Source organism: Alcaligenes sp. GCM10023179 (assembly GCF_042653705.1).
GTDB lineage: Bacteria > Pseudomonadota > Gammaproteobacteria > Burkholderiales > Burkholderiaceae_B > Alcaligenes > Alcaligenes phenolicus.
This window is the reverse complement of sequence record NZ_JBHSIQ010000003.1, coordinates 282,392-302,372: the sequence shown is the minus strand read 5'-3', so window position 1 is coordinate 302,372 and position 19,981 is coordinate 282,392. Positions and strand designations below refer to the sequence as shown.

Here is a 19,981-nt window from a genome sequence, read left to right as displayed (position 1 = left end):
CCTTCAGGAAGTCGCCTGTGAGGCAGGCGGAGACGGCGTAGTTTGCGGTTCTATTATTGGTTCTTCGTGGGTATCCTGATCCCAGCCTTGGCGAGGGTCGTAGCTAAGCGCGGCCAGCATGGTCAAAACCACCACCATGCCAAAGCTCAAGGCCCCCGCTCCAGGAATAATCTGCGACAAGCCGGGGAAGTTGGCCAGTGCTGCCATCAGGACCACCACGAATACGTCCAGCATGGACCATTGCCCAATCAGCTCGACCATGTCGTAAATGCGATTGCGTTGACGCTGTACAGCATTGCCACGCCAACGACGCCCCAACAAAAGAATCATCAAAGCCAGAAGTTTGGTGATGGGGACCACAATACTGGCAATGAACACAATCAATGCCAAGTCCCAGGAACCCAGTTGCCAGAGTTCAATGACCCCACCCAGAATCGTATGCGCGCTACTGCCTAAAATGCTGCGCAGCTCCATGACAGGCAGGACATTGGCGGGAATATAGAACACGCAGGCCGTCAACACCAGAGCGGCCACTCGTGTGCGGCTATTGGGCTTGCGTTTATGCACAGTTGCACCACAACGATCACAGTCCGGTTTCTGACTGGACTGCACGAAGCCACAGTGGGTACAGGCACTCCAGGTTGGATACTCTTTCAAGACCTGCCGGGTCGAAACCGGCACCAGATCACGATCCTCTGCCCAGCGCCACAAGCGCCCCGCCGTAATACGGCTCAAGCCGGTCAGCAGGAAGGTCAGAGCAAAAAAGGCGTACAGACCTGGCGCAATCGTCAAATGCCCGATCCCGGCAAATTTCACCATGGCCACAATCAAGCCCAGGAACAGCACAGCCGTCATGGACCAATGCTCCAGATGGCTCAAGGCCCGCAGCCCAATACCGAAATCGCCCGGCAAGGGTTTCTCTCGGGCAATCAGGCCCAAGGCCCAGAACTGGAAAATCAGTTGAAACAGCGGCAGCCAGAATCCCACCAACCCCGCCATGACGGACAAGCCCCAATACCCCTGCTGCCAGATCAGCAACAGGGCTTTGGGAAACGTGGGCGACACTGTTTTACCCGCCATGCTCAGATAGACGACGGGAAACAGATTGGCAATCAGAAAAAGGATAAAAACCGCCAAGACCAGCGCTTGCCATTCACGTGGTGAAAAGCGGCTGTGGCGGTAAAGTTCAGTATCGCAACGCACACAACGAGCGAGCCCCGCTCCTTGAACGGGGACTCGCTCGTGTACGGTGTCACAGTGCGTACAGACGATTAAGGGGCGCGATGCCCTCACGGCTTAGTCGACTAATTCCGGCTCGGGACGCGAAGAGGCCTTGCTACCGGGCTCATCAGGTCCTGAAGAAGGATATTCCAGTACCACCTCGCCGTTCTCGTCCAGATCCACCTCGACCTGACCACCATCGACCAGACGACCAAACAGCAGCTCGTCGGCCAGGGCACGGCGAATGGTGTCCTGAATAAGCCTGTGCATGGGGCGGGCACCCATGGCTGGGTCGAAGCCCTTGGCAGCCAGATGTTCGCGCAAGGCGTCCGAGAAGGACACTTCGACGCGTTTCTCGTGCAGCTGGTTTTCCAGCTGCATCAGGAACTTGTCCACCACGCGCAGGATAATGTCGCGCGACAAAGGCTTGAAGCCAATGATCGCATCCAGGCGGTTACGGAACTCTGGCGAGAAGTGACGCTTGATATCCTGCATTTCATCACCCGAGCGCTGGGGCTGGGTAAAGCCAATGCTGGTCTTGTTCAGCGCTTCGGCTCCTGCGTTCGTGGTCATGATCAGGATAACGTTGCGGAAGTCAGCCTTGCGACCGTTGTTATCCGTCAGCGTGCCGTGATCCATCACCTGCAGCAGGATGTTGTAGACGTCCGGGTGCGCTTTCTCGATTTCGTCCAGCAGCAGCACGCAGTGCGGCTGTTTGGTAACGGCTTCGGTCAGCAAACCACCCTGATCGAAACCGACGTAACCAGGAGGAGCACCGATCAGGCGCGACACGGTGTGACGCTCCATGTATTCGGACATGTCAAAGCGCAGCAGCTCTACGCCCAGCACAAAGGCCAACTGACGCGCCACTTCGGTTTTACCCACGCCGGTCGGACCGGAGAACAGGAAGGAACCAATAGGCTTGTCAGGCAGACCCAGGCCAGAGCGCGCCATCTTGATGGCAGCTGCCAAGGCGTCAATGGCTACATCCTGACCAAACACCACCGATTTCAGATCGCGGGCCAGGGTTGCCAGCTTGTTGCGATCATCGCTGGAGACCGTCTGGGGCGGAATGCGTGCAATACGCGAAACCGTTGCCTGGATGTCGGCCTTGCCGATAACCTTTTTCTGTTTGGAACGTGGCAGCAAGCGCTGCGCTGCACCAGCCTCGTCGATCACGTCGATGGCCTTGTCCGGCAAAAAGCGGTCGTTGATATAACGGGCGGACAACTCCGCTGCCGCCGTCAGGGCCGCCGCCGAGTAACGTACACCGTGGTGCTCTTCAAAATTGGACTTCAAACCACGCAGAATCTGGATGGTTTGCTCCACCGTCGGCTCTGCCACATCGATTTTCTGAAAGCGACGCGACAAGGCGTGGTCTTTTTCGAAAATTCCGCGGTATTCCGAGTAGGTGGTCGCACCCAGACACTTGAGCTGACCGGAGGACAGCGCAGGTTTGAGCAGGTTGGACGCATCCAGCGTACCGCCCGAAGCCGAGCCGGCTCCGATCAGTGTGTGAATTTCGTCAATAAACAAAATGGACTGTGCCGTTTCCTTGAGCTGCTTGAGCACCGCCTTCAGACGTTGTTCGAAGTCGCCCCGATACTTGGTACCGGCCAGCAAGGCACCCATATCCAGCGCGTAAACACGCGCTTCGCTAAGAATATCCGGGACGTCACCACGCTGAATGCGCAGCGCCAAGCCTTCGGCAATCGCGGTTTTACCCACGCCAGCCTCCCCGACCAGCAAGGGGTTGTTCTTGCGGCGGCGGCACAGCACCTGGATGACACGCTCCACTTCCTTTTCACGGCCAATCAAGGGATCAATGCGACCCAGGCTGGCTTCGGTATTCAGGTCTGTAGCGTACAGATCCAGAGGGGACTTCTGGGCGTCCGAGCGCGTGTCGGCTTCCGCAGCAGCGGCGGCCTTGGGTGGCTCGGGGGCAGCAGGTTCCGGATTGGCCTTGGTGATACCGTGCGAGAGGAAATTGACAACATCCAGACGCGAGACACCTTGTTGCTGCAGGTAATACACCGCATGCGAGTCTTTTTCCCCGTACATCGCCACCAGCACATTGGCACCGGAAACCACATTTTTACCGGAGTTGCTGGACGATACGTGCATGATGGCACGCTGTATCACACGCTGAAAGCCCAGCGTGGGTTGGGTATCGACCTCGCCTTCACCAGGAAAAGTGGGCGTATTTTCATTAATGAATTTACGCAGATTCTGGCGCAGTGCATCAATATCGGCAGCACATGCTTTCAACACTTCCAGCGTGGAGGCGTTATCGAGCAGGGACAACAGCAGATGCTCTACCGTGATGAATTCATGGCGCGCGGCACGAGCCTCGACAAAGGCCATGTGTAGACTGACTTCAAGTTCTTCGGAGATCATGCTTCCTCCTACACGGCAAGAGTAAAACTAGGGGTTAAAGCTATTCTATGACTAATTTGCCTGATCTGAACAATACGGTAAACCATTAAATGGTCAAGCATCAGGCACCGGCTCCATCACACACTGCAAAGGGTGCTGTCGCGACTGCGCCAGTTGTCGCACAATTTCCACCTTGGTGGCGGCAATGTCGCGTGGATACACACCACAGACCGCCCGACCCTCGTAATGTACTTTAAGCATAAGCTGTTCGGCCTGCTCCGGGGTCTTGGCAAATACCCGCTCCAGTATATTCACCACGAACTCCATGGGTGTGTAGTCATCATTGAGCAAGATGACCTGATACATGGGTGGTGGGGCAAGCCGCGCGGATTGGCGCTCTACCGTTGTGGCGCCTTGCTTATCGATCTCAATGGCCATAATACAGAACTAGGTGCTTTCCATAGGTTGACTGGGGGGAACAAAATTCAGCATCATCCGACTGATCGTGTCAACTTCACAATAAAAAAGTGAGGTGCCGCGATCACAGGCCCAGGGAGGGGCCGAAAAAAGTATCAACCATACACTAAGTTGAGAGGCAGCAAGCATGTCGGAAACTACCACCACCGCAGGCACTGGAGACAATCAAAAACTATCCGGGACCGTTAAGTGGTTCAATGATGCCAAAGGCTTTGGGTTTATTACACCCGATAACGGCGGCGAAGATCTCTTCGCTCATTTTTCATCCATTCAGATGAACGGGTTCAAGACTTTGAAAGAAGGCCAGAAAGTTCTGTATGAAGTCGCCCAAGGCCCCAAAGGCAAGCAGGCACTTAATATTACTTCGCCTTAAGATCTCTTGCGCTCTCGATTCTAACAAAAGCAGGTTCGCAACACACATGCAGTATCGCACTACGACTACGGGGCCTGCGCGCCCTGTTTTTTTTGCCTGTCTTCTGGCAGCGCTTTGTATTAGCGCCCCGGTCCAGGCGGATGAGACTCTTCCCACCCTGACACTATCCCTGGGTTCCAAACAAATCCAGGCGGAAGTGGCCGATCGCGACGAGACTCGTGCACAAGGTTTGATGCATCGAGAAAGCCTGGCCCCCGATCACGGCATGTTATTCGTATTCGAGCAAAGCGGAATGCCTTGCTTCTGGATGAAGAATACGCCTCTGCCGCTGGATATTGCCTTTATTACCGAAGAAGGCACGATTACCAATATCGAGGCCATGCAACCCTTTGATCTTCAATCCCACTGCCCGGTGCGACCTGTGCGCTATGCCTTGGAGATGGAACAAGGCTGGTTCAAGCAAGCAGACAAAAAGGCCGGTGAGACAATCACCGGCCTGCCTGCCCTGCAACCTTAGTTAGACGCGCTCAAGAATCAAAGCCACGCCCTGGCCGACACCAATACACATGGTGCACAGGGCGTAGCGTCCGCCTGTGCGATGCAATTGGTTGATAGCCGCAATCGCCAGACGCGCACCACTGGCACCCAGAGGGTGACCCAGCGCAATCGCGCCCCCGTTCGGGTTCACGCGAGGATCGTTATCAGCCAGACCCAGCATGCGAGTCACCGCCAGACCTTGAGCGGCAAAGGCCTCGTTCAGCTCGATCACATCCATTTGATCCAGAGTCAGACCCGCCAAAGCCAGCACCTTCTGGCTGGCAGGTGCCGGGCCAATACCCATGATGCGTGGCTCCACACCAGCAAACGCCATGGCCACCACACGAGCGCGCGGAGTCAGGCCTTGGGCTTCGACGGTTGCTTTGTTGGCAACCAGCAGCGCGCAAGCACCATCGTTCACACCCGAGGCATTGCCCGCGGTCACGGTGCCATCGGCACGCACGACAGGCTTCAAGCGAGTCAGGGACTCCAGAGTCGTGGCACGTGGGTGTTCGTCCTTATCCACCACAATGGGGTCGCCCTTGCGCTGGGGAATGATCACAGGGGTAATTTCTTCAGCCAGAATGCCGGCTTCCTGGGCAGCGGCCGCACGCAGCTGGCTATTCAGGGCAAACACGTCCTGGTCTTCACGGGACACATTGAACTGCTGAGCCACGTTTTCAGCCGTTTCGGGCATGGAATCCACACCGTACTGCTCTTTCATGGCTTTGTTGATGAAGCGCCAGCCAATCGTGGTGTCATAAATACCTGCGCTGCGGGAGAACGCCGTTTCAGCCTTGCCCATGACGAAGGGAGCGCGGCTCATGCTTTCCACACCACCGGCCAGGATGAAAGAGGCATCGCCAGCGCGAATGGCACGAGCAGCCGAACCAATCGCGTCCAGGCCCGAACCGCACAGACGGTTCAAGGTCACGCCAGGCACGTCCACGGGCAAACCGGCCAGCAGAGCGGACATCCGCGCCACGTTGCGGTTGTCTTCACCCGCCTGGTTGGCGCAGCCGTACATCACATCATCCAGCTTGCTCCAATCGACTTGGGGGTTGCGCTTCATCAGCGCGGCAATAGGCACCGCACCCAGGTCATCCGCCCTCACAGCGGACAGCGAACCGCCATAACGTCCGAAAGGCGTACGAATTGCGTCACAAATAAAGGCGTCCTGACTCATGAAATTCACCCTGATATCTTGAATAAAATCACGCGAGAGCACTATGAAGAGCGCTCGAAATCTACTGTTTTGATAGTAGCGCTTGAGTACAGCCGGGTTTTTTCTGGTGATTCAGCATGTCCGCAGTGCGGTCAGTTTAGCGCATCCAGTCCCGAACGATCCGGCGGTCTATGCGCCAAAGCGCCTGGCACAGTGACAAGCCGAATCCGCAGCAGGAAAAGCTTATTCAACTCTCATACCCGCAACGCCAGGTAATCACGGCATTAAGAAAACAAGACGCGCTCGCACAGGAAAGCAGACGGAAGCCCTCTTTCCTGCACTCAAACCAATATGAGGACGCTCGTTTTTACAATCGCCAGCCGAACGACCCACTCAAAGCAGCGCTAGAACGGTTCGGCGCAATTAAGCGCTTGACCACTTGAAGCAACTTTCGCTTGTGCCAATTCTAGTCGGGCGGCCAGGATGTCAGCCTGGAAGGCCTCCTCACTCTGCACACGAGCCACCGCGGCGGCGCCTATCACACGCCCCGCCTCCACATCACTTTGCCAATGTACATTGCAAATGACACGGCTTTGACCGAAAGACAGGCCACGAGCCAGCAACTCATTACTTCGTTCGGGGCTGATCTGCGCCAACACTAGTGCCCATGCCCAGCCAGCAGCCGCATGGCCCGAGGGATAGGAACCATCATTGCGCAAAAACTCCTCATCCGCTGGCGTGCGTGTATCTTCATTATGAAGATCGAAAGGACGCACCCGCTGATACTTGTTTTTGGCTCCGTAAGTGGATAGACCCGCATCAGGCAACAAGCGACGCATCATCTGATAAATAACCGGCGTGCTCTCTTGGTCGATTTGAACTCCCAATGCGCACGAATAATTCTGAGCGGGCCGTGGAAATACCAAGTCTGCATCTTGTTTAGCCAGTGCCCAGCGAGCTGACCCTTTTAGCTGCCCGGCAGCCCGACGCGCTTCTTCATCCCGGGCAAAGGCCGCACTATCTGCAGCCGGCGGCGGATCGAGGAGCATCACACTATCCGGCAGTTCAGTTTGGTCCAAGTAACCAGCCACCCGCTTGACGGAAGAGTGACTTTCCTTGACTTCCAAATGTGTAGAAGGCTGAGCGCTCAACTGACCCGCCGACAAAACCAAGACACTGCCCACCAGGCCCAACAAGGCAGGACGAACACGCAAAGCAGCAGACATAGCAGACCTCGACTAAAGGAGCAAAAAGCCCCGGTTTCGGAAAACGCCAACGGCCGCGTGTGGAGCTCTTGACCCGGCTAAGATCGGTAAACACTGAAGCTGCACCCCGGCACGATTGGAAGGCAATCCGCGATCTTGCCATTGCAGCCGCCAAACTGAATAGCGTGCTTGCCATTTGGTGCCACAGATCAAGCACCCTCATGGCCTGCTCATGGCATACTTCCCCCGTTGACATCCTCTACAGGCTCATCACCATGCAAGGCAACCCCGAAGTCCTCGACTATCTAAATCAACTGCTGCGCGGCGAACTCGCAGCGCGCGACCAGTACTTTATCCATTCCCGCTTTTACGAGCATCTGGGTTTCACGCAGCTTTACGAGCGTATGAACCACGAAATGGAAGAAGAAACACAGCACGCTGACGCCCTGATACGCCGCATCCTGATGCTCGACGGCATTCCCGACATGCGCCCCAATGCGTTTGAACCCGGCAAGGACGTGGTCGGCATGTTGCGCAAGGATCTGGAACTGGAATATGAAGTTCGCGCGGCTCTGCAAAAAGGCATAGCACTGGCAGAATCCGCCAGCGATTTCGTGACACGCGACATCATTCTGGCCCAGTTGCGCGACACGGAAGAAGACCACACCTACTGGCTGGAGAAGCAATTGGGCCTGATCGAAAAAGTGGGCCTGGAAAACTACCAGCAATCCCAGATGTAAGGTCTTCAAAAACAAGGCACGGCAGCACACGCCCTATGACTTGTTTTCATTGAAGCCAAAAAAAACCGCCAGCATGCGCATGGCGGTTTTTTTATTGCCGGGTAGCCCTCCGATGAGCGCTACCCTCAACCAGGATGATTAACCCAGGTTCTTGGCGGCAAAGTCCCAGTTCACCAGGTTCCAGAAAATTTCCAGGTACTTGGGACGGGCATTGCGGTAGTCGATGTAGTAGGCGTGTTCCCACACATCACAGGTGATCAGGGCGACGTCGTCGGAAGTCAGCGTCGTGCCAGCGTTGCTGGTGTTGACGATGTCCAGGGAACCGTCGGCCTTTTTGACCAACCAGGTCCAGCCCGAACCGAAGTTGCCAACGGCAGACTTGGTGAAGGCTTCTTTGAAGGCGTCAAAGCTGCCCCATTTGGCGTTGATGGCATCAGCCACTTTGCCGGTAGGAGCGCCGCCGCCGTTAGGGGACAGGCTGTTCCAGTAGAAAGTGTGGTTCCAAACCTGAGCAGCGTTGTTGAACACGCCACCGGAGGATTTCTTGACCACATCTTCCAGGGAAGCGTTTTCAAATTCGGTGCCAGCAACCAGATTGTTCAGGTTGGTGACGTAAGCCTGGTGATGCTTACCGTAGTGAAACTCCAAAGTTTCCTTGGAGATATGTGGCTCAAGGGCGTTGAGTTCGTATGGAAGAGCTGGAAGAGTGAATGCCATTTCAATTCCTTCTAAAAAAAAACCGTGTTTGGTATCCAACAAGGACGACGCAGCCTAGAGCAGATCGTGCGTGCGCACCACATCCACCGACACATGACCGCGACTCAACTCGACATCGAGTCGTTCACCAATCTTTAAGTCTAACGCATTTTTTACAACTTTCCCCTCGCTATCCCTGACTATGGCATATCCACGATTGATGATAAGGCGCGGGGACAAGGCTTGCAGCGTTTGCTGGGCCGCGGCCAGGCGCTGGCGACGCAAAACCAGCGCATGATCCAGACCTTTTTCCAGCCGTTGGAAAAGCATATTCAGATTTTGCTGTCTTGACGTCAGCTGAGGAATGCTGCGCTCCAAACGCGCCCTCAAGGTAGTCAGGCGCAACGCAGCAGTATCGGGGACGCTGCGAGCCACACGTTGCAGTCTTTGGGTGAGATGATCCAGACGTTGCTGCTGCTGGGCCAGGCGTTGATGCGGAGAGACCAATTTGGCTACCGCCCGATCCAGACGCAGAGAGGCCCGATCCAGATGACGCTGCACACCGTGGCTCAACGCGCCCATGCGCGCAAACACCTGTTCCAGTAACTGATCGCGCCCCAGACAGGCCAGTTCGGCGGCGGCGGTTGGCGTGGGTGCGCGCAAGTCAGCTACAAAATCAGCAATGGTGAAGTCTGTCTCGTGCCCCACCCCACTAATAATAGGGATAGGACTGGACGCGATCAGACGCGCCAGACCTTCGTCGTTAAAAGCCCAGAGATCTTCCAGACTTCCGCCCCCACGCACCAGCAAGAGCGTATCAACCTCGGCCCGCTCAATCGCGGTTTCCAAGGCTTGCCGCAGTCGCGGCGGTGCCTCAGCACCCTGAACCGGAGCCGGGTAAATAATAAGGCGAACATGGGGGGCGCGCCGTTCCATGGCAGTGAGCACATCACGCAATGCAGCGGCGGCCAGAGACGTGATAATGCCGATGCTGCGCGGCAAGGTGGCAATAGGACGCTTGCGTTCCGGCTCGAACAGGCCTTCGCTTTGCAACTGCCCCTTCAGACGCAGAAACGCTTCGTGCAAATCCCCCAGGCCAGCGCGGCGCATGCCTTCGACCTGAACCTGAAAGTCGCCACGTGCCTCGTACAAGGTGACCGAGCAGCGAAACTCGAAGCGCTCGCCCGCACGCGGCACAAAGCCGACGGCCTGGGCACGCCCCCGAAACATGACGGCACGAACCGCGGCCTTATCGTCCTTGATGGAAAAGTACCAATGCCCGGAAGCGGCCTGGGTAAAGTTGGACACTTCACCGCTAACCCAAACGACGGGCATGTGCTCGTCCAGCAACTGGCTGACACGGCGATTCAACTGTGCCACGGTCCATACCGCAGGTGCTCTAGATTCTTGATAATGCATCATATTCTTTGTTTTTGACTCGCCCCGAACGAGTTTTCCACCGCTCCGTATCCACAACTGTCATGCTTTTGTCAAATAGACGCCAAGACAATGGCTTCCGTTGAACACCTGATGCAGCACTTTATCGAAACCGGATAAGCCATTGAAATTAAAGACTATTTATAAAAACACCAAGATGGTCGAAAATTAGCCAGAGAACCTCTAAACCACCGCCCGAGCCACTATGGGATGTTTTATACACAGAATTATCCACAGTTTTTGTGGATAGTTTTAGCACTACACCTATTACTTCAAATACATCAGGGGTTTGGCCGTGCTTTGTGGGAAAAGACCGTAAAGTGTACCGCGCTCGCGCCGGAACATTCCCGCAATGCGGACAGGGGCTCTACAATAAGCGCTGATTTATTTCGTGACCGGATAATAGACTCGTGCTTACTTTGATCCATGCCGCTGGCTGGCCTGTCTGGTTCCTGCTGGCCTGCTCCATTCTTGCTCTGGGTTTGATCCTGGAGCGTCTTTTAGCCCTGCGCAGCAAACGAATTCTACCGGCCGGACTGGCACGCCAGATCAGCGAGCTGACGGCCCAGAACCGGATTCAGGACGAGTCCCTGCCCCGCCTGTACGATAACTCCCCTCTGGGTCGAGTATTAGCCACCGTACTGAAAAACCGCCACCAAACTTCCGCCGTGCGTGAGTCTGCGGTCGAGGCAGAAGGCAAAGACATCAGCTACCAATTGAACAAGTACATTCCGGCACTGGGCACCATTGCCGTGATCGCCCCTTTGCTGGGCCTGTTTGGTACGGTTATTGGCATGATCGACATTTTTGCCGTCTACGACCCCGCCGGTGGCGACCCCAGCCTGATTGCCCGTGGCATTTCCGTGGCCCTGTACAACACCGCCCTGGGGATTCTGATTGCCGTCCCGGCCATGATCTTTCACCGCTACTTTCGCAGCCGTGCCGACTACCTGCTGCACTGCCTGGAAACGGAAGCGGGTGCGCTGGATCGTCTGTTGGCTCAGAGGGCCGTCTGATGCGCTTTCGCCGAGCCCAAGACCAGGACACGCTGGAACTGAATCTGGTGCCCTTGATAGATGTTTTGCTGGTGGTGCTGATTTTTCTGGCTGCCAGCAGCACCTTCGTGCGCTATCGCCAGTTGGATGTTTCCTTGCCCCAGGCTCAGGCCCAGGCCGCCCAGACCACTGAACTGTTACTGGCTATCAGCCAGGACGGGCGCTACGCCTTGAACGGCATGTGGCTGGATGCCAGCAGTGGCTCTCCCCTTAGCCAAGCCTTGTCGAGCGAAAAGACTGACGAAAACAGCAGCCTGCTGATTCTGGCCGATGCCCAAGCCCCCCACTTCGCGGTGGTACAGGCTATGGAGGCCGCCCGTCAGGTTGGCATTCATCGCATTCACTTTGCAACCCAGGCCCCATGAGCGTGCGCGTCCGCCTGACTCATTGGCTTCACCAGCAGTGGCAGAAAAAAGGCTGGTTCAGCCTTGTGATGCGCCCGCTTTCAGCGCTGGCTGCGCTCTTCGTACAGCGCAAGCAGCAACGCTACGAGCAAGATCCCGCCGCATCCTACCGCAGCCCGGTGCCGGTGATCGTGGTGGGCAATATCATCGTGGGTGGCGCAGGCAAAACCCCCGTCGTCCTGGCTCTGACCGAGCAATTGCGCGCCCTGGGATGGACACCCGGCATTGTCAGCCGAGGTTACGGGGTAGAGATCGGCCCCAGCCCGCGCGTAGGCCAGGGCCAATTAGCCGCCGAACAATTTGGCGATGAACCCGCCCTGATTGCCGCCCAAACCCGGGCCCCCATCGCCGTTCACCCTCGCCGTGCACTGGCGGCCCAGGCTTTGCTCGAGAAATATCCGGCAGTCGACCTGATTATTTCGGATGACGGCCTTCAACATCTGGCCCTGCAACGCGATATGGAAGTCGTGGTACAGGATGCTCGCGGTGTAGGAAATGGCTTGCTGCTGCCAGCGGGACCATTGCGTGAAAGCCCCGAACGCCTGCGTCGCGTGGACTGGCTGATCAGCCAGATTGTGGCCGACCAAACGCCGCCTTCCACCCCTCAACCCACCGAGCCTGGCCGCGCCCTGAGCATGAGCCTGCGTCCTTATCAGCTGGAACACCTGAGTTCGGGCCGTCGCCTGAGCTGGTCGGACTGGTATCAGGAATACGGCCAGCAAGAACTGCAGGCGCTGGCCGCCATTGGCCAGCCCACCCGTTTTTTCACGATGCTGCGCGCTTGTGGTCTGCATCTGAGCCAGACTTTCCCCCTGCCCGACCATGCCGCCTTGCAAGCTCAGGACTTTCAGGCCCTGCATGAGGGGCCGGTACTCATTACCCGTAAAGACGCCGTAAAATGCCAGCACCTGAACGACCCACGTCTGTGGGTTGTGGATGTCCAGCCCGTGTTTTCACGCCCGGACTGGATTGCTGAACTGGATAGCCTGCTGCGCGAACGGCGCTCAACCTTACCCACATTACCCGGAGTTCAATAATGGAAGCTCGCCTACTCGAAGTGCTGGTCTGCCCCTTGTGCAAAGGCCCGCTGCGCCACGACCGCGAACAGCAAGAATTGGTCTGCAAGGCCGACAAACTGGCCTTCCCCATTGTGGACGGCATCCCTACCATGCTGATCAACGAAGCACGTCAACTGGACGCGCAGGAACCTTCCAGCAACTGATATGACTTTTTCCGTCATCATCCCTGCCCGCCTGGGTTCCACCCGTCTGCCCAACAAACCGCTGGCCGACATTGCAGGCCAACCCATGATCGTGCGTTGCGCTCAACAAGCCGCGCAAAGCGGGGCGCGTCAGGTCTGGGTGGCGACGGACTCACCGCAAGTGCTGGAGGCTGTCCAGGCGCATGGTTTCAATGCCTTGCTGACCGATGCAGAACACCCGACCGGCACTGACCGTCTGGCCCAGGCCGCTCGCCTGCTGGAGCTACCCGAGGACGAGATCGTGGTCAATGTGCAAGGTGACGAACCCCTGATTCAGCCCGAGCACATCAATGCTGCTGCCGAACTATTGGCCCGCAGCGAACAAGCCGACATTGCCACGCTGGCCGCGCCCATCAAGAACGCCGAGACACTCTTTAACCCCAATGCCGTCAAAGTGGTTTGCGACCTGCAAGGTCGCGCCCTGTACTTTTCCCGCGCCCCCATGCCCTGGGCCCGCGACGCGCTGGCCGGTGGCGAACAGGTACTGGCCGACGGGCTTCCCGCATTGCACCATATTGGCCTTTATGCCTACCGAAATCGCTTCCTGCAGCGGTACGCCCAGCTACCGCGTGGGCCACTGGAGCACTTCGAGTCTTTGGAGCAGCTGCGAGCCATGGAAAACGGCTTCCAGATTATGGTTCACCGCCTCCAGGAGATTCCTGCAGCCGGGGTAGACACCGAACAAGACCTGGAAAGAGTACGCGCTCACTTCGCAAATCGGTTATAAAAGATCTTTTTTCTGCTCTATCCGAATAAAAAATGCGCTAAATATGCTGCAACGCATCATACTGAAGCGAGAATCGGATCGACGCATTTCCTGGAGGAATTCATGCGACTCATACTGCTCGGGCCCCCTGGTGCCGGCAAAGGCACTCAAGCTGCTTTCATCACCGAGAAATTTGGTATTCCACAAATTTCCACGGGCGATATGCTGCGTGCCGCTGTCAAAGCCCAAACCCCGCTGGGTGTAGAAGCCAAAAAAATCATGGACGCCGGCGGCCTGGTTTCGGATGACCTGATCATCGGCCTGGTACGCGATCGCCTGCAAGCAGCCGACTGTGAGCCCGGCTACCTGTTCGACGGTTTCCCACGCACGATTCCCCAGGCCGATGCCTTGAAGGATGCCCAGGTCAAACTGGACTTCGTGATCGAGATCGACGTTCCTGAAGAAAGCATTATCGAACGCATGAGCGGCCGCCGTATCCACGCAGCCAGCGGTCGTAGCTACCACGTCACCTTCAATCCACCCAAAACCCCCGGTGTGGACGACGTAACAGGCGAACCCTTGCTCCAGCGCGACGATGACCGCGAGGAAACCGTACGCCACCGCTTGTCTGTCTATCGCGAGCAGACCCGCCCTCTGGTCGATTACTACTCGCAATGGTCAGCCACCGGCGACCCACAAGCTCCGGCCTATCGCAAGATTTCCGGCGTGGGCAGCGTCGATGAGATCCGCCAGCGCATTGTGGACGCCCTGGCAAGCTAAGTAAGTCAAGATTCAGCCGGCCCCAAAAGGGCCGGTTGTTTATTATCCAAGGGAGACAAGCTCATGCAAATCAATAACAAGACTTTTATTGTCACCGGCGGCGCATCGGGTCTGGGCGCAGGCACCGTACGTATGCTGGTTGAAAACGGCGCCCGCGTGGTGATCGCCGATATTCAGGACGAGGCCGGTGAGGCTCTGGCCAAAGAGCTGGGCCAACTTTATCAGCGCTGTGATGTTACTTCCGAGCAAGATGCCCAGGCCGTCGTGGATCTGGCTTGCCAGGACAGCGCCCGCCCCCTGTTCGGACTGATCAACTGTGCCGGCGTGGCTCCCGCCTCGCGCACGGTAGGACGCAATGGCCCGCACACGCTGGACCTGTTCCAGAAAACCGTCATGATCAACCTGGTCGGCACCTTCAATATGTGTCGTCTGGCCGCTGCGGCCATGGGCAGCAACACCCCCGAAGCCTCGGGCGAGCGTGGCGTGCTGATCAACACCGCTTCGGTAGCCGCCTATGATGGCCAGATTGGCCAAGCCGCTTACGGTGCTTCCAAAGCCGGTGTAGTCGGTTTGACCCTGCCTCTGGCCCGCGACCTGGCCCAGACCGGCATCCGTGTCATGACGATCGCTCCCGGCATCTTCGGCACCCCCATGATGTTTGCCATGCCTCAGGAAGTTCAGGACTCCCTGGCGGCCAGCATTCCTTTCCCATCGCGCCTGGGTCGCCCTGAAGATTTCTCCCAACTGGTGCAGAGCATCATCAATAATGAAATGCTCAATGGCGAAACCATCCGTCTGGATGGCGCTATTCGTATGGCACCAAAATAACTTTCTGTATCGGCTCCAATGGGTTTGTTTCGCTCGGCGGCCACAATTAGTGGCCTGACGCTGCTGTCTCGTATCACCGGACTGGCACGCGATATTCTGATTGCCCGTGCCTTTGGGGCGGGCCCGCTCACCGACGCTTTCTGGGTGGCATTTCGCATTCCCAATCTGCTGCGACGCCTGTTTGCAGAAGGAGCGTTTTCACAAGCCTTTGTGCCTATCCTGGGGCAGGTGCGCAAGGAACACGAGCAGGACAAGGTTCAGCAATTGCTGGACCGCGTCGCCCTGCTGCTGACCTTTGCTGTCATGCTGGTCACCGCCATCGGTATTCTGGCAGCCCCCTGGGTCGTCAGTGCCATGGCCAGTGGCCTGACCGCCCCCGAACGACAAACCGAATTTGGTGCCGCCATCACCATGACGCGCATGATGTTCCCCTACATCATCTGCATGTCGCTGGTGGCTTTTGCCTCTGCGGTACTGAACACCTGGAGCCGCTTTGCGGTTCCGGCTTTCACTCCCATCCTGCTGAATCTGTCCATGATTGGCGCCAGCCTGTTTCTGGCCCAGCATATGGAAACACCCATTTACGCCCTGGCCGTTGGGGTGATGGTGGGCGGTCTGGCCCAATTGCTGGTGCAATGGAGCGCATTGGCCCGTCTGGGCCTGTTGCCACGATTCTCGCTACGACTGGGTGAAGCGCGCCGCGACCCTATCGTGCAGCGCATTCTTAAACAGATGCTGCCCGCCATTCTGGGCGTTTCTGTTGCGCAGATTTCCCTGCTGATCAATACCAATATCGCCACCTGGTTGCAGTCCGGCAGCGTGACCTGGCTGTCCTTTGCCGACCGTCTTATGGAGTTCCCCACTGCCCTGCTAGGTGTGGCACTGGGCACGGTCTTGCTGCCCAAGCTGTCGGCCGCCCATGCCGGCAAGGACGACAAGAATTACAGCGGCTTGCTGGACTGGGGCCTGCGCCTGGTCCTGCTGCTGGGCCTGCCTGCCGCCCTGGGCATGGCCTTGCTGTCCGACGGCCTGGTCGCCACCCTGTTTCACTACGGTGCGTTTGCTGCCGCTGATGTTGCCCAGACCAAATTGGCAGTCGGTGCCTATTCGGTTGGCCTGGTGGGCCTGCTGGCCATCAAGATTCTGGCCCCCGGCTTTTACGCCCGCCAGGATATTCGTACACCGGTGCGCATTGCCATTGCCGTCCTGATCATTACCCAGCTCTTTAACCTGGTACTGGTGCCCACGTTTGCCCATGCCGGGCTGGCCTTGTCGATTGGCCTGGGTGCCACCGTCAATGCGCTGACCTTGCTGGTCATGCTGCGAAAGCGCGGCATTTACCAGCCCAATCATGACTGGTTACGTTTTTTCCTGAAGATTATTCCTGCCCTGGCTGCTCTGGCCGCCGTCCTCTTGCTGGCTGACCGTTATATCGACTGGATCAGCCTGGGAGCCACGCCCCTGCTGCGTGTGCTGTATCTGGGCGGCGTGTTGCTTGCCAGCGGCATTTCCTATTTCGGCATGTTGTTTATCGTAGGCATTCGCCCCTCTTACTTTACAAAGCGGGCTTAGTATCCTAGAATAATTGTCTTTGCCGATTAAACTTTAAAACTTAGGCTTTATTAAAAATGGCTAATTCCGCACAAGCACGCAAGCGCGCCCGCCAAGCAGTGGCTCGCAACAAACACAACGCCAGCATCCGTTCCATGCTGCGTACCGCTATCAAGCGCGTTCGCCAGGCTATCGAAGCCGGTGACAAAACCGCTGCTAACGAAGTATTCCGCAAAGCGACCAGCATCATTGATCGCGTTGCCGACAAGAACATCATTCACAAGAACAAGGCTGCCCGCCACAAGAGCCGCCTGTCTGCTGCTATCAAGGCCCTGGCCTGATTGCTGAAGATTTTTAATGGTTTAATCGGCTCTGGCCTAAAAACCAGTTAGAAAGGGGGTGCTTAGCACCCCTTTTTTATTAGCCACAAAACCATTGCCTGAACATGCAGGCCAATCATGCTAAGTTATGGATTTGCTTTTTCATTAGCGAGTCCCCATGACACGTCCCATCGTGCTGCAACTGGCATCTTTGGCCCAGCACCCTTCTTTTGACGAAATCGACCGTCATTTCGAGCGCATTGTCCTCCAGGACCTGAACCAGCTCTCTGCCCAGCAGATCGAACGCGTACAGGTACTCCTGACCAGCGCTGTCACTGCTACCCCCGCCTCCTTGATGGACCGCCTGCCCGCTTTGAAAGCGATTTGCAGCGTAGGGGTAGGCTACGACTCCATCGACGTACAGGCCGCCAAACAGCGCGGTATTCAGGTCAGTACCACTCCTGATGTTCTGAACGATTGCGTGGCCGATATGGCCTGGGCCTTGATGCTGGATGCGGCTCGCCGTGTGACGGAATCGGATCGCTACGTGCGTGCTGGTCTGTGGGACAGACCCAATGGTTTCGGGCTTGGGACACGGGTCAGCGGCAAGAGGCTGGGCATTGTGGGCCTGGGACGCATTGGCCAGACCATTGCCCGCCGCGCCAGTGGCTTTGATATGGAACTGCGCTATCACAACCGCCGTCCACGTCACGATGTGCCCTGGCACTACGAGCCTTCCCTGATCGAACTGGCCCATTGGGCAGACATCATGGTGATTGCTGCCGTCGGTGGCGATGAGACACGGGGGCTGATCAATATAGACGTGCTGAACGCCTTGGGTCCCAAAGGGATTCTGGTCAATATTGCCCGCGGCAGCGTGGTCGATGAAAGCGCACTGATTGCCGCCCTGCAGGAAGGACGACTGGGCTCTGCCGGGCTGGATGTGTTCGAGAATGAACCCCAGGTGCCCCAGGCCTTGCGCGATCTGAACCAGGTCGTTCTGGCACCGCACACGGCCAGTGCAACGCACGAGACACGCGAAGCCATGCTCTCGCTGACGCTGGAAAATGTATTGCAGTATCAAAAAACCGGCAAAGTACTGACACCACTTGCCGTGTAAAAAACAAGTCGCCTACCGTTTTAGCGGTGGCGACTTATTGAATGAGCTGTCTGAATCAGGAATCGACAGGGTCCATATTGTCGGGATCAATGCCGCTGGTTTTTAAATTATTATCATCGGCAAAGCCACAGACGAATTTCCAGGCCAAAGGTTCAAGCTCTCGCAGGCGCGCATCCACCACCACACATCGCACGCCGTCAATCAATCGCGGCACCACATAGGGCGAATAAGTCAGATGACCACCCATCGCCCCAGCGGGACGAAACTGGGACATTACACCGGCCAAGCGTTCTGCCCAATCACTGGGACGAAAGCGCTGATCCTGCCGGGTCACACCATGGATTACAAGTTGCTTCACTGGCTCTGTCATAACAATTAATCGCTCATCGTGCAGTTCAGGTATGCTGCACCTTTTCCTTTCTCGCCACGCATTGTATCCGATCGCGGCCACGCAAAGCCCGGGATTCAATAAATTAGCCGCTTGACAATTTATTGCTAATCATTACTTTGCCCTCTCGCTTTATTCCAAAACCAAACGGTTTCCCCTTCCCCGCCACAGACCGGCTTTGCTCTTAATAGCCGGACAGGTTAAGATGGCTTTCTTTATCCGCAGGATTTTTTTATGGATGCCATCGTGCAAGCAGGACCGCTTCGGCACTTTCTGCAATTTCGCGACTTTTCTCACGACGAAATTTTATATGTGCTGGAACGCGCACGCCTGATCAAAGACAAGTTCAAACGCTATCAGCCGCACCACACATTGCACGACCGCACCTTGGCGATGGTTTTTGAAAAAGCCAGCACCCGTACCCGTGTTTCGTTTGAAGCCGGTATGTATCAGTTGGGCGGTTCGGTCATTCACCTGACCACCACCGACTCGCAGCTGGGCCGCTCCGAACCTATCGAAGATACCGCCCGCGTGGTTTCACGCATGGTCGATATCGTCATGATTCGTACCTTCGAGCAAACCCGTCTGGAGCGCTTTGCCTCCCACTCGCGTGTGCCGGTCATCAATGGCCTGACCAACGAATTTCATCCTTGCCAGATTCTGGCCGACATCTTCACCTTTATCGAACACCGTGGCGATATCAAGGGCAAGACCGTGGCCTGGATTGGTGACGCCAACAATATGGCCTACACCTGGCTGCAAGCGGCGGAAATCCTGGGCTTCACCCTGCATGTGTCGGCCCCTAACGGCTACCACCTGGAATCCGATCGCACCGGCAACCCGGATTCCAGCATTCTGCGTGAATTCGACGATCCACTGGAAGCCTGCAAGGGCGCGCACCTGGTCACCACCGACGTGTGGACCAGCATGGGTTACGAAGACGAAAACGAAGAGCGTCGCAAAGCCTTTGCTGACTGGTGTGTGGATCAGGAAATGATGGATGTGGCCGACCCAGAAGCCATCTTCATGCACTGCCTGCCCGCTCACCGTGGCGAAGAAGTAACCGGCGAAGTCATTGACGGCCCACAAAGCGTGGTCTGGGACGAAGCCGAGAACCGCTTGCACGTACAGAAAGCGTTGATGGAGTTCCTGATTCTGGGTCGTCTGGAAGCCTGAGTGCTTCTACCCGGAGCAGACTTTGCTCAATGACATAAAAAGGGGATACGTCGTATCCCCTTTTTAATACCGGATCGCTTCACACGCCTATTCAAACGGGATTCAAATAATCCCTTTGAATATACGTTCTAAACTGGCGTACTGCTGATCCTTTAACCGCCAAAC

22 protein-coding genes are annotated in these 19,981 nt (G+C 56.7%); 14 read left to right on the top strand and 8 right to left on the bottom strand.

The window, feature by feature from the left end:
- Positions 1-3: 3 nt before the first annotated feature.
- From ACFPDR_RS15335 to clpS, 3 genes are all read right to left on the bottom strand, one after another.
- Positions 4-1,203, bottom strand: a complete 1,200-nt coding sequence (locus tag ACFPDR_RS15335) for a paraquat-inducible protein A (RefSeq protein ID WP_115635107.1) — start codon at positions 1,201-1,203, stop codon at positions 4-6.
- A gap of 93 nt (positions 1,204-1,296) precedes the next feature.
- A complete protein-coding gene (gene clpA / locus ACFPDR_RS15330) occupies positions 1,297-3,618 on the bottom strand; it encodes an ATP-dependent Clp protease ATP-binding subunit ClpA (RefSeq protein ID WP_035268183.1) in 2,322 nt (773 codons plus the stop codon).
- Positions 3,619-3,711: 93 nt separating this feature from the next.
- Positions 3,712-4,035, bottom strand: coding sequence for an ATP-dependent Clp protease adapter ClpS (gene clpS / locus ACFPDR_RS15325; protein WP_026482895.1), 324 nt, complete (start codon positions 4,033-4,035; stop codon positions 3,712-3,714).
- Between the two features lie 166 nt (positions 4,036-4,201).
- Here clpS and ACFPDR_RS15320 point away from each other — a divergent pair, with 166 nt between their 5' ends.
- Both ACFPDR_RS15320 and ACFPDR_RS15315 read left to right on the top strand, forming a co-directional pair.
- On the top strand, positions 4,202-4,447 hold the full coding sequence (locus tag ACFPDR_RS15320; protein WP_003801483.1) for a cold-shock protein: 246 nt from the start codon (positions 4,202-4,204) through the stop codon (positions 4,445-4,447).
- A gap of 46 nt (positions 4,448-4,493) precedes the next feature.
- A complete protein-coding gene (locus ACFPDR_RS15315; protein WP_115635105.1) occupies positions 4,494-4,964 on the top strand; it encodes a DUF192 domain-containing protein in 471 nt (156 codons plus the stop codon).
- Here ACFPDR_RS15315 and pcaF read toward each other — a convergent pair whose 3' ends face one another.
- Together pcaF and ACFPDR_RS15305 are read right to left on the bottom strand one after the other, a co-directional pair.
- Positions 4,965-6,170: a 3-oxoadipyl-CoA thiolase gene (pcaF, locus tag ACFPDR_RS15310; protein ID WP_009455691.1), complete on the bottom strand. Its 1,206-nt coding sequence runs from the start codon at positions 6,168-6,170 to the stop codon at positions 4,965-4,967.
- 383 nt (positions 6,171-6,553) lie between these two features.
- Positions 6,554-7,375 carry an acid phosphatase gene (locus ACFPDR_RS15305; protein WP_115635103.1) on the bottom strand — a complete coding sequence of 274 codons (822 nt, stop codon included), beginning with the start codon at positions 7,373-7,375 and terminating at the stop codon, positions 6,554-6,556.
- Between the two features lie 254 nt (positions 7,376-7,629).
- On the opposite strand from ACFPDR_RS15305, the gene bfr reads away from it, so the two are divergent.
- Positions 7,630-8,094, top strand: coding sequence for a bacterioferritin (bfr, locus tag ACFPDR_RS15300; protein WP_035268187.1), 465 nt, complete (start codon positions 7,630-7,632; stop codon positions 8,092-8,094).
- 138 nt (positions 8,095-8,232) lie between these two features.
- Here the strand turns inward: bfr and sodB are convergent, their stop codons facing one another.
- Both sodB and xseA read right to left on the bottom strand, forming a co-directional pair.
- Positions 8,233-8,811 carry a superoxide dismutase [Fe] gene (gene sodB, locus ACFPDR_RS15295; protein ID WP_009455685.1) on the bottom strand — a complete coding sequence of 193 codons (579 nt, stop codon included), beginning with the start codon at positions 8,809-8,811 and terminating at the stop codon, positions 8,233-8,235.
- Positions 8,812-8,865: 54 nt separating this feature from the next.
- Positions 8,866-10,212 carry an exodeoxyribonuclease VII large subunit gene (gene xseA / locus ACFPDR_RS15290; RefSeq protein WP_239055459.1) on the bottom strand — a complete coding sequence of 449 codons (1,347 nt, stop codon included), beginning with the start codon at positions 10,210-10,212 and terminating at the stop codon, positions 8,866-8,868.
- Positions 10,213-10,637: 425 nt separating this feature from the next.
- On the opposite strand from xseA, the gene ACFPDR_RS15285 reads away from it, so the two are divergent.
- The 10 genes from ACFPDR_RS15285 to ACFPDR_RS15240 all read left to right on the top strand — a co-directional run bounded on the left by ACFPDR_RS15285 (position 10,638) and on the right by ACFPDR_RS15240 (position 18,252).
- Complete coding sequence (locus ACFPDR_RS15285) at positions 10,638-11,243, top strand: MotA/TolQ/ExbB proton channel family protein (RefSeq protein WP_376911392.1); 606 nt, start codon at positions 10,638-10,640, stop codon at positions 11,241-11,243.
- Positions 11,243-11,647 carry an ExbD/TolR family protein gene (locus ACFPDR_RS15280; RefSeq protein WP_026482901.1) on the top strand — a complete coding sequence of 135 codons (405 nt, stop codon included), beginning with the start codon at positions 11,243-11,245 and terminating at the stop codon, positions 11,645-11,647. Before ACFPDR_RS15285 ends, ACFPDR_RS15280 begins: the two co-directional genes overlap by 1 nt.
- On the top strand, positions 11,644-12,723 hold the full coding sequence (gene lpxK, locus ACFPDR_RS15275) for a tetraacyldisaccharide 4'-kinase (protein ID WP_060186005.1): 1,080 nt from the start codon (positions 11,644-11,646) through the stop codon (positions 12,721-12,723). The genes ACFPDR_RS15280 and lpxK overlap by 4 nt, the downstream gene beginning before the upstream one ends.
- Positions 12,723-12,908: a Trm112 family protein gene (locus ACFPDR_RS15270; RefSeq protein WP_009455665.1), complete on the top strand. Its 186-nt coding sequence runs from the start codon at positions 12,723-12,725 to the stop codon at positions 12,906-12,908. The genes lpxK and ACFPDR_RS15270 overlap by 1 nt, the downstream gene beginning before the upstream one ends.
- 1 nt (position 12,909) lies before the next feature.
- Positions 12,910-13,674 (top strand): 3-deoxy-manno-octulosonate cytidylyltransferase, encoded by a 765-nt coding sequence (kdsB, locus tag ACFPDR_RS15265; RefSeq protein ID WP_321386529.1) that lies wholly within the window; start codon positions 12,910-12,912, stop codon positions 13,672-13,674.
- A gap of 102 nt (positions 13,675-13,776) precedes the next feature.
- A complete protein-coding gene (gene adk, locus ACFPDR_RS15260; RefSeq protein WP_035268201.1) occupies positions 13,777-14,433 on the top strand; it encodes an adenylate kinase in 657 nt (218 codons plus the stop codon).
- A 63-nt stretch (positions 14,434-14,496) separates the two neighbouring features.
- On the top strand, positions 14,497-15,261 hold the full coding sequence (locus tag ACFPDR_RS15255; protein ID WP_060186008.1) for a 3-hydroxyacyl-CoA dehydrogenase: 765 nt from the start codon (positions 14,497-14,499) through the stop codon (positions 15,259-15,261).
- A gap of 18 nt (positions 15,262-15,279) precedes the next feature.
- Positions 15,280-16,833 (top strand): murein biosynthesis integral membrane protein MurJ, encoded by a 1,554-nt coding sequence (gene murJ / locus ACFPDR_RS15250; RefSeq protein ID WP_321386527.1) that lies wholly within the window; start codon positions 15,280-15,282, stop codon positions 16,831-16,833.
- A 56-nt stretch (positions 16,834-16,889) separates the two neighbouring features.
- Complete coding sequence (gene rpsT / locus ACFPDR_RS15245) at positions 16,890-17,153, top strand: 30S ribosomal protein S20 (protein WP_009455654.1); 264 nt, start codon at positions 16,890-16,892, stop codon at positions 17,151-17,153.
- A gap of 157 nt (positions 17,154-17,310) precedes the next feature.
- Positions 17,311-18,252, top strand: coding sequence for a 2-hydroxyacid dehydrogenase (locus ACFPDR_RS15240; protein ID WP_321386525.1), 942 nt, complete (start codon positions 17,311-17,313; stop codon positions 18,250-18,252).
- Between the two features lie 55 nt (positions 18,253-18,307).
- Here ACFPDR_RS15240 and ACFPDR_RS15235 read toward each other — a convergent pair whose 3' ends face one another.
- Positions 18,308-18,622, bottom strand: a complete 315-nt coding sequence (locus tag ACFPDR_RS15235) for a DUF3579 domain-containing protein (protein WP_009455652.1) — start codon at positions 18,620-18,622, stop codon at positions 18,308-18,310.
- Positions 18,623-18,874: 252 nt separating this feature from the next.
- Between ACFPDR_RS15235 and argF the strand changes: the two genes are divergently transcribed.
- Positions 18,875-19,816: an ornithine carbamoyltransferase gene (gene argF / locus ACFPDR_RS15230; protein ID WP_021446751.1), complete on the top strand. Its 942-nt coding sequence runs from the start codon at positions 18,875-18,877 to the stop codon at positions 19,814-19,816.
- Positions 19,817-19,981: the final 165 nt, after the last annotated feature.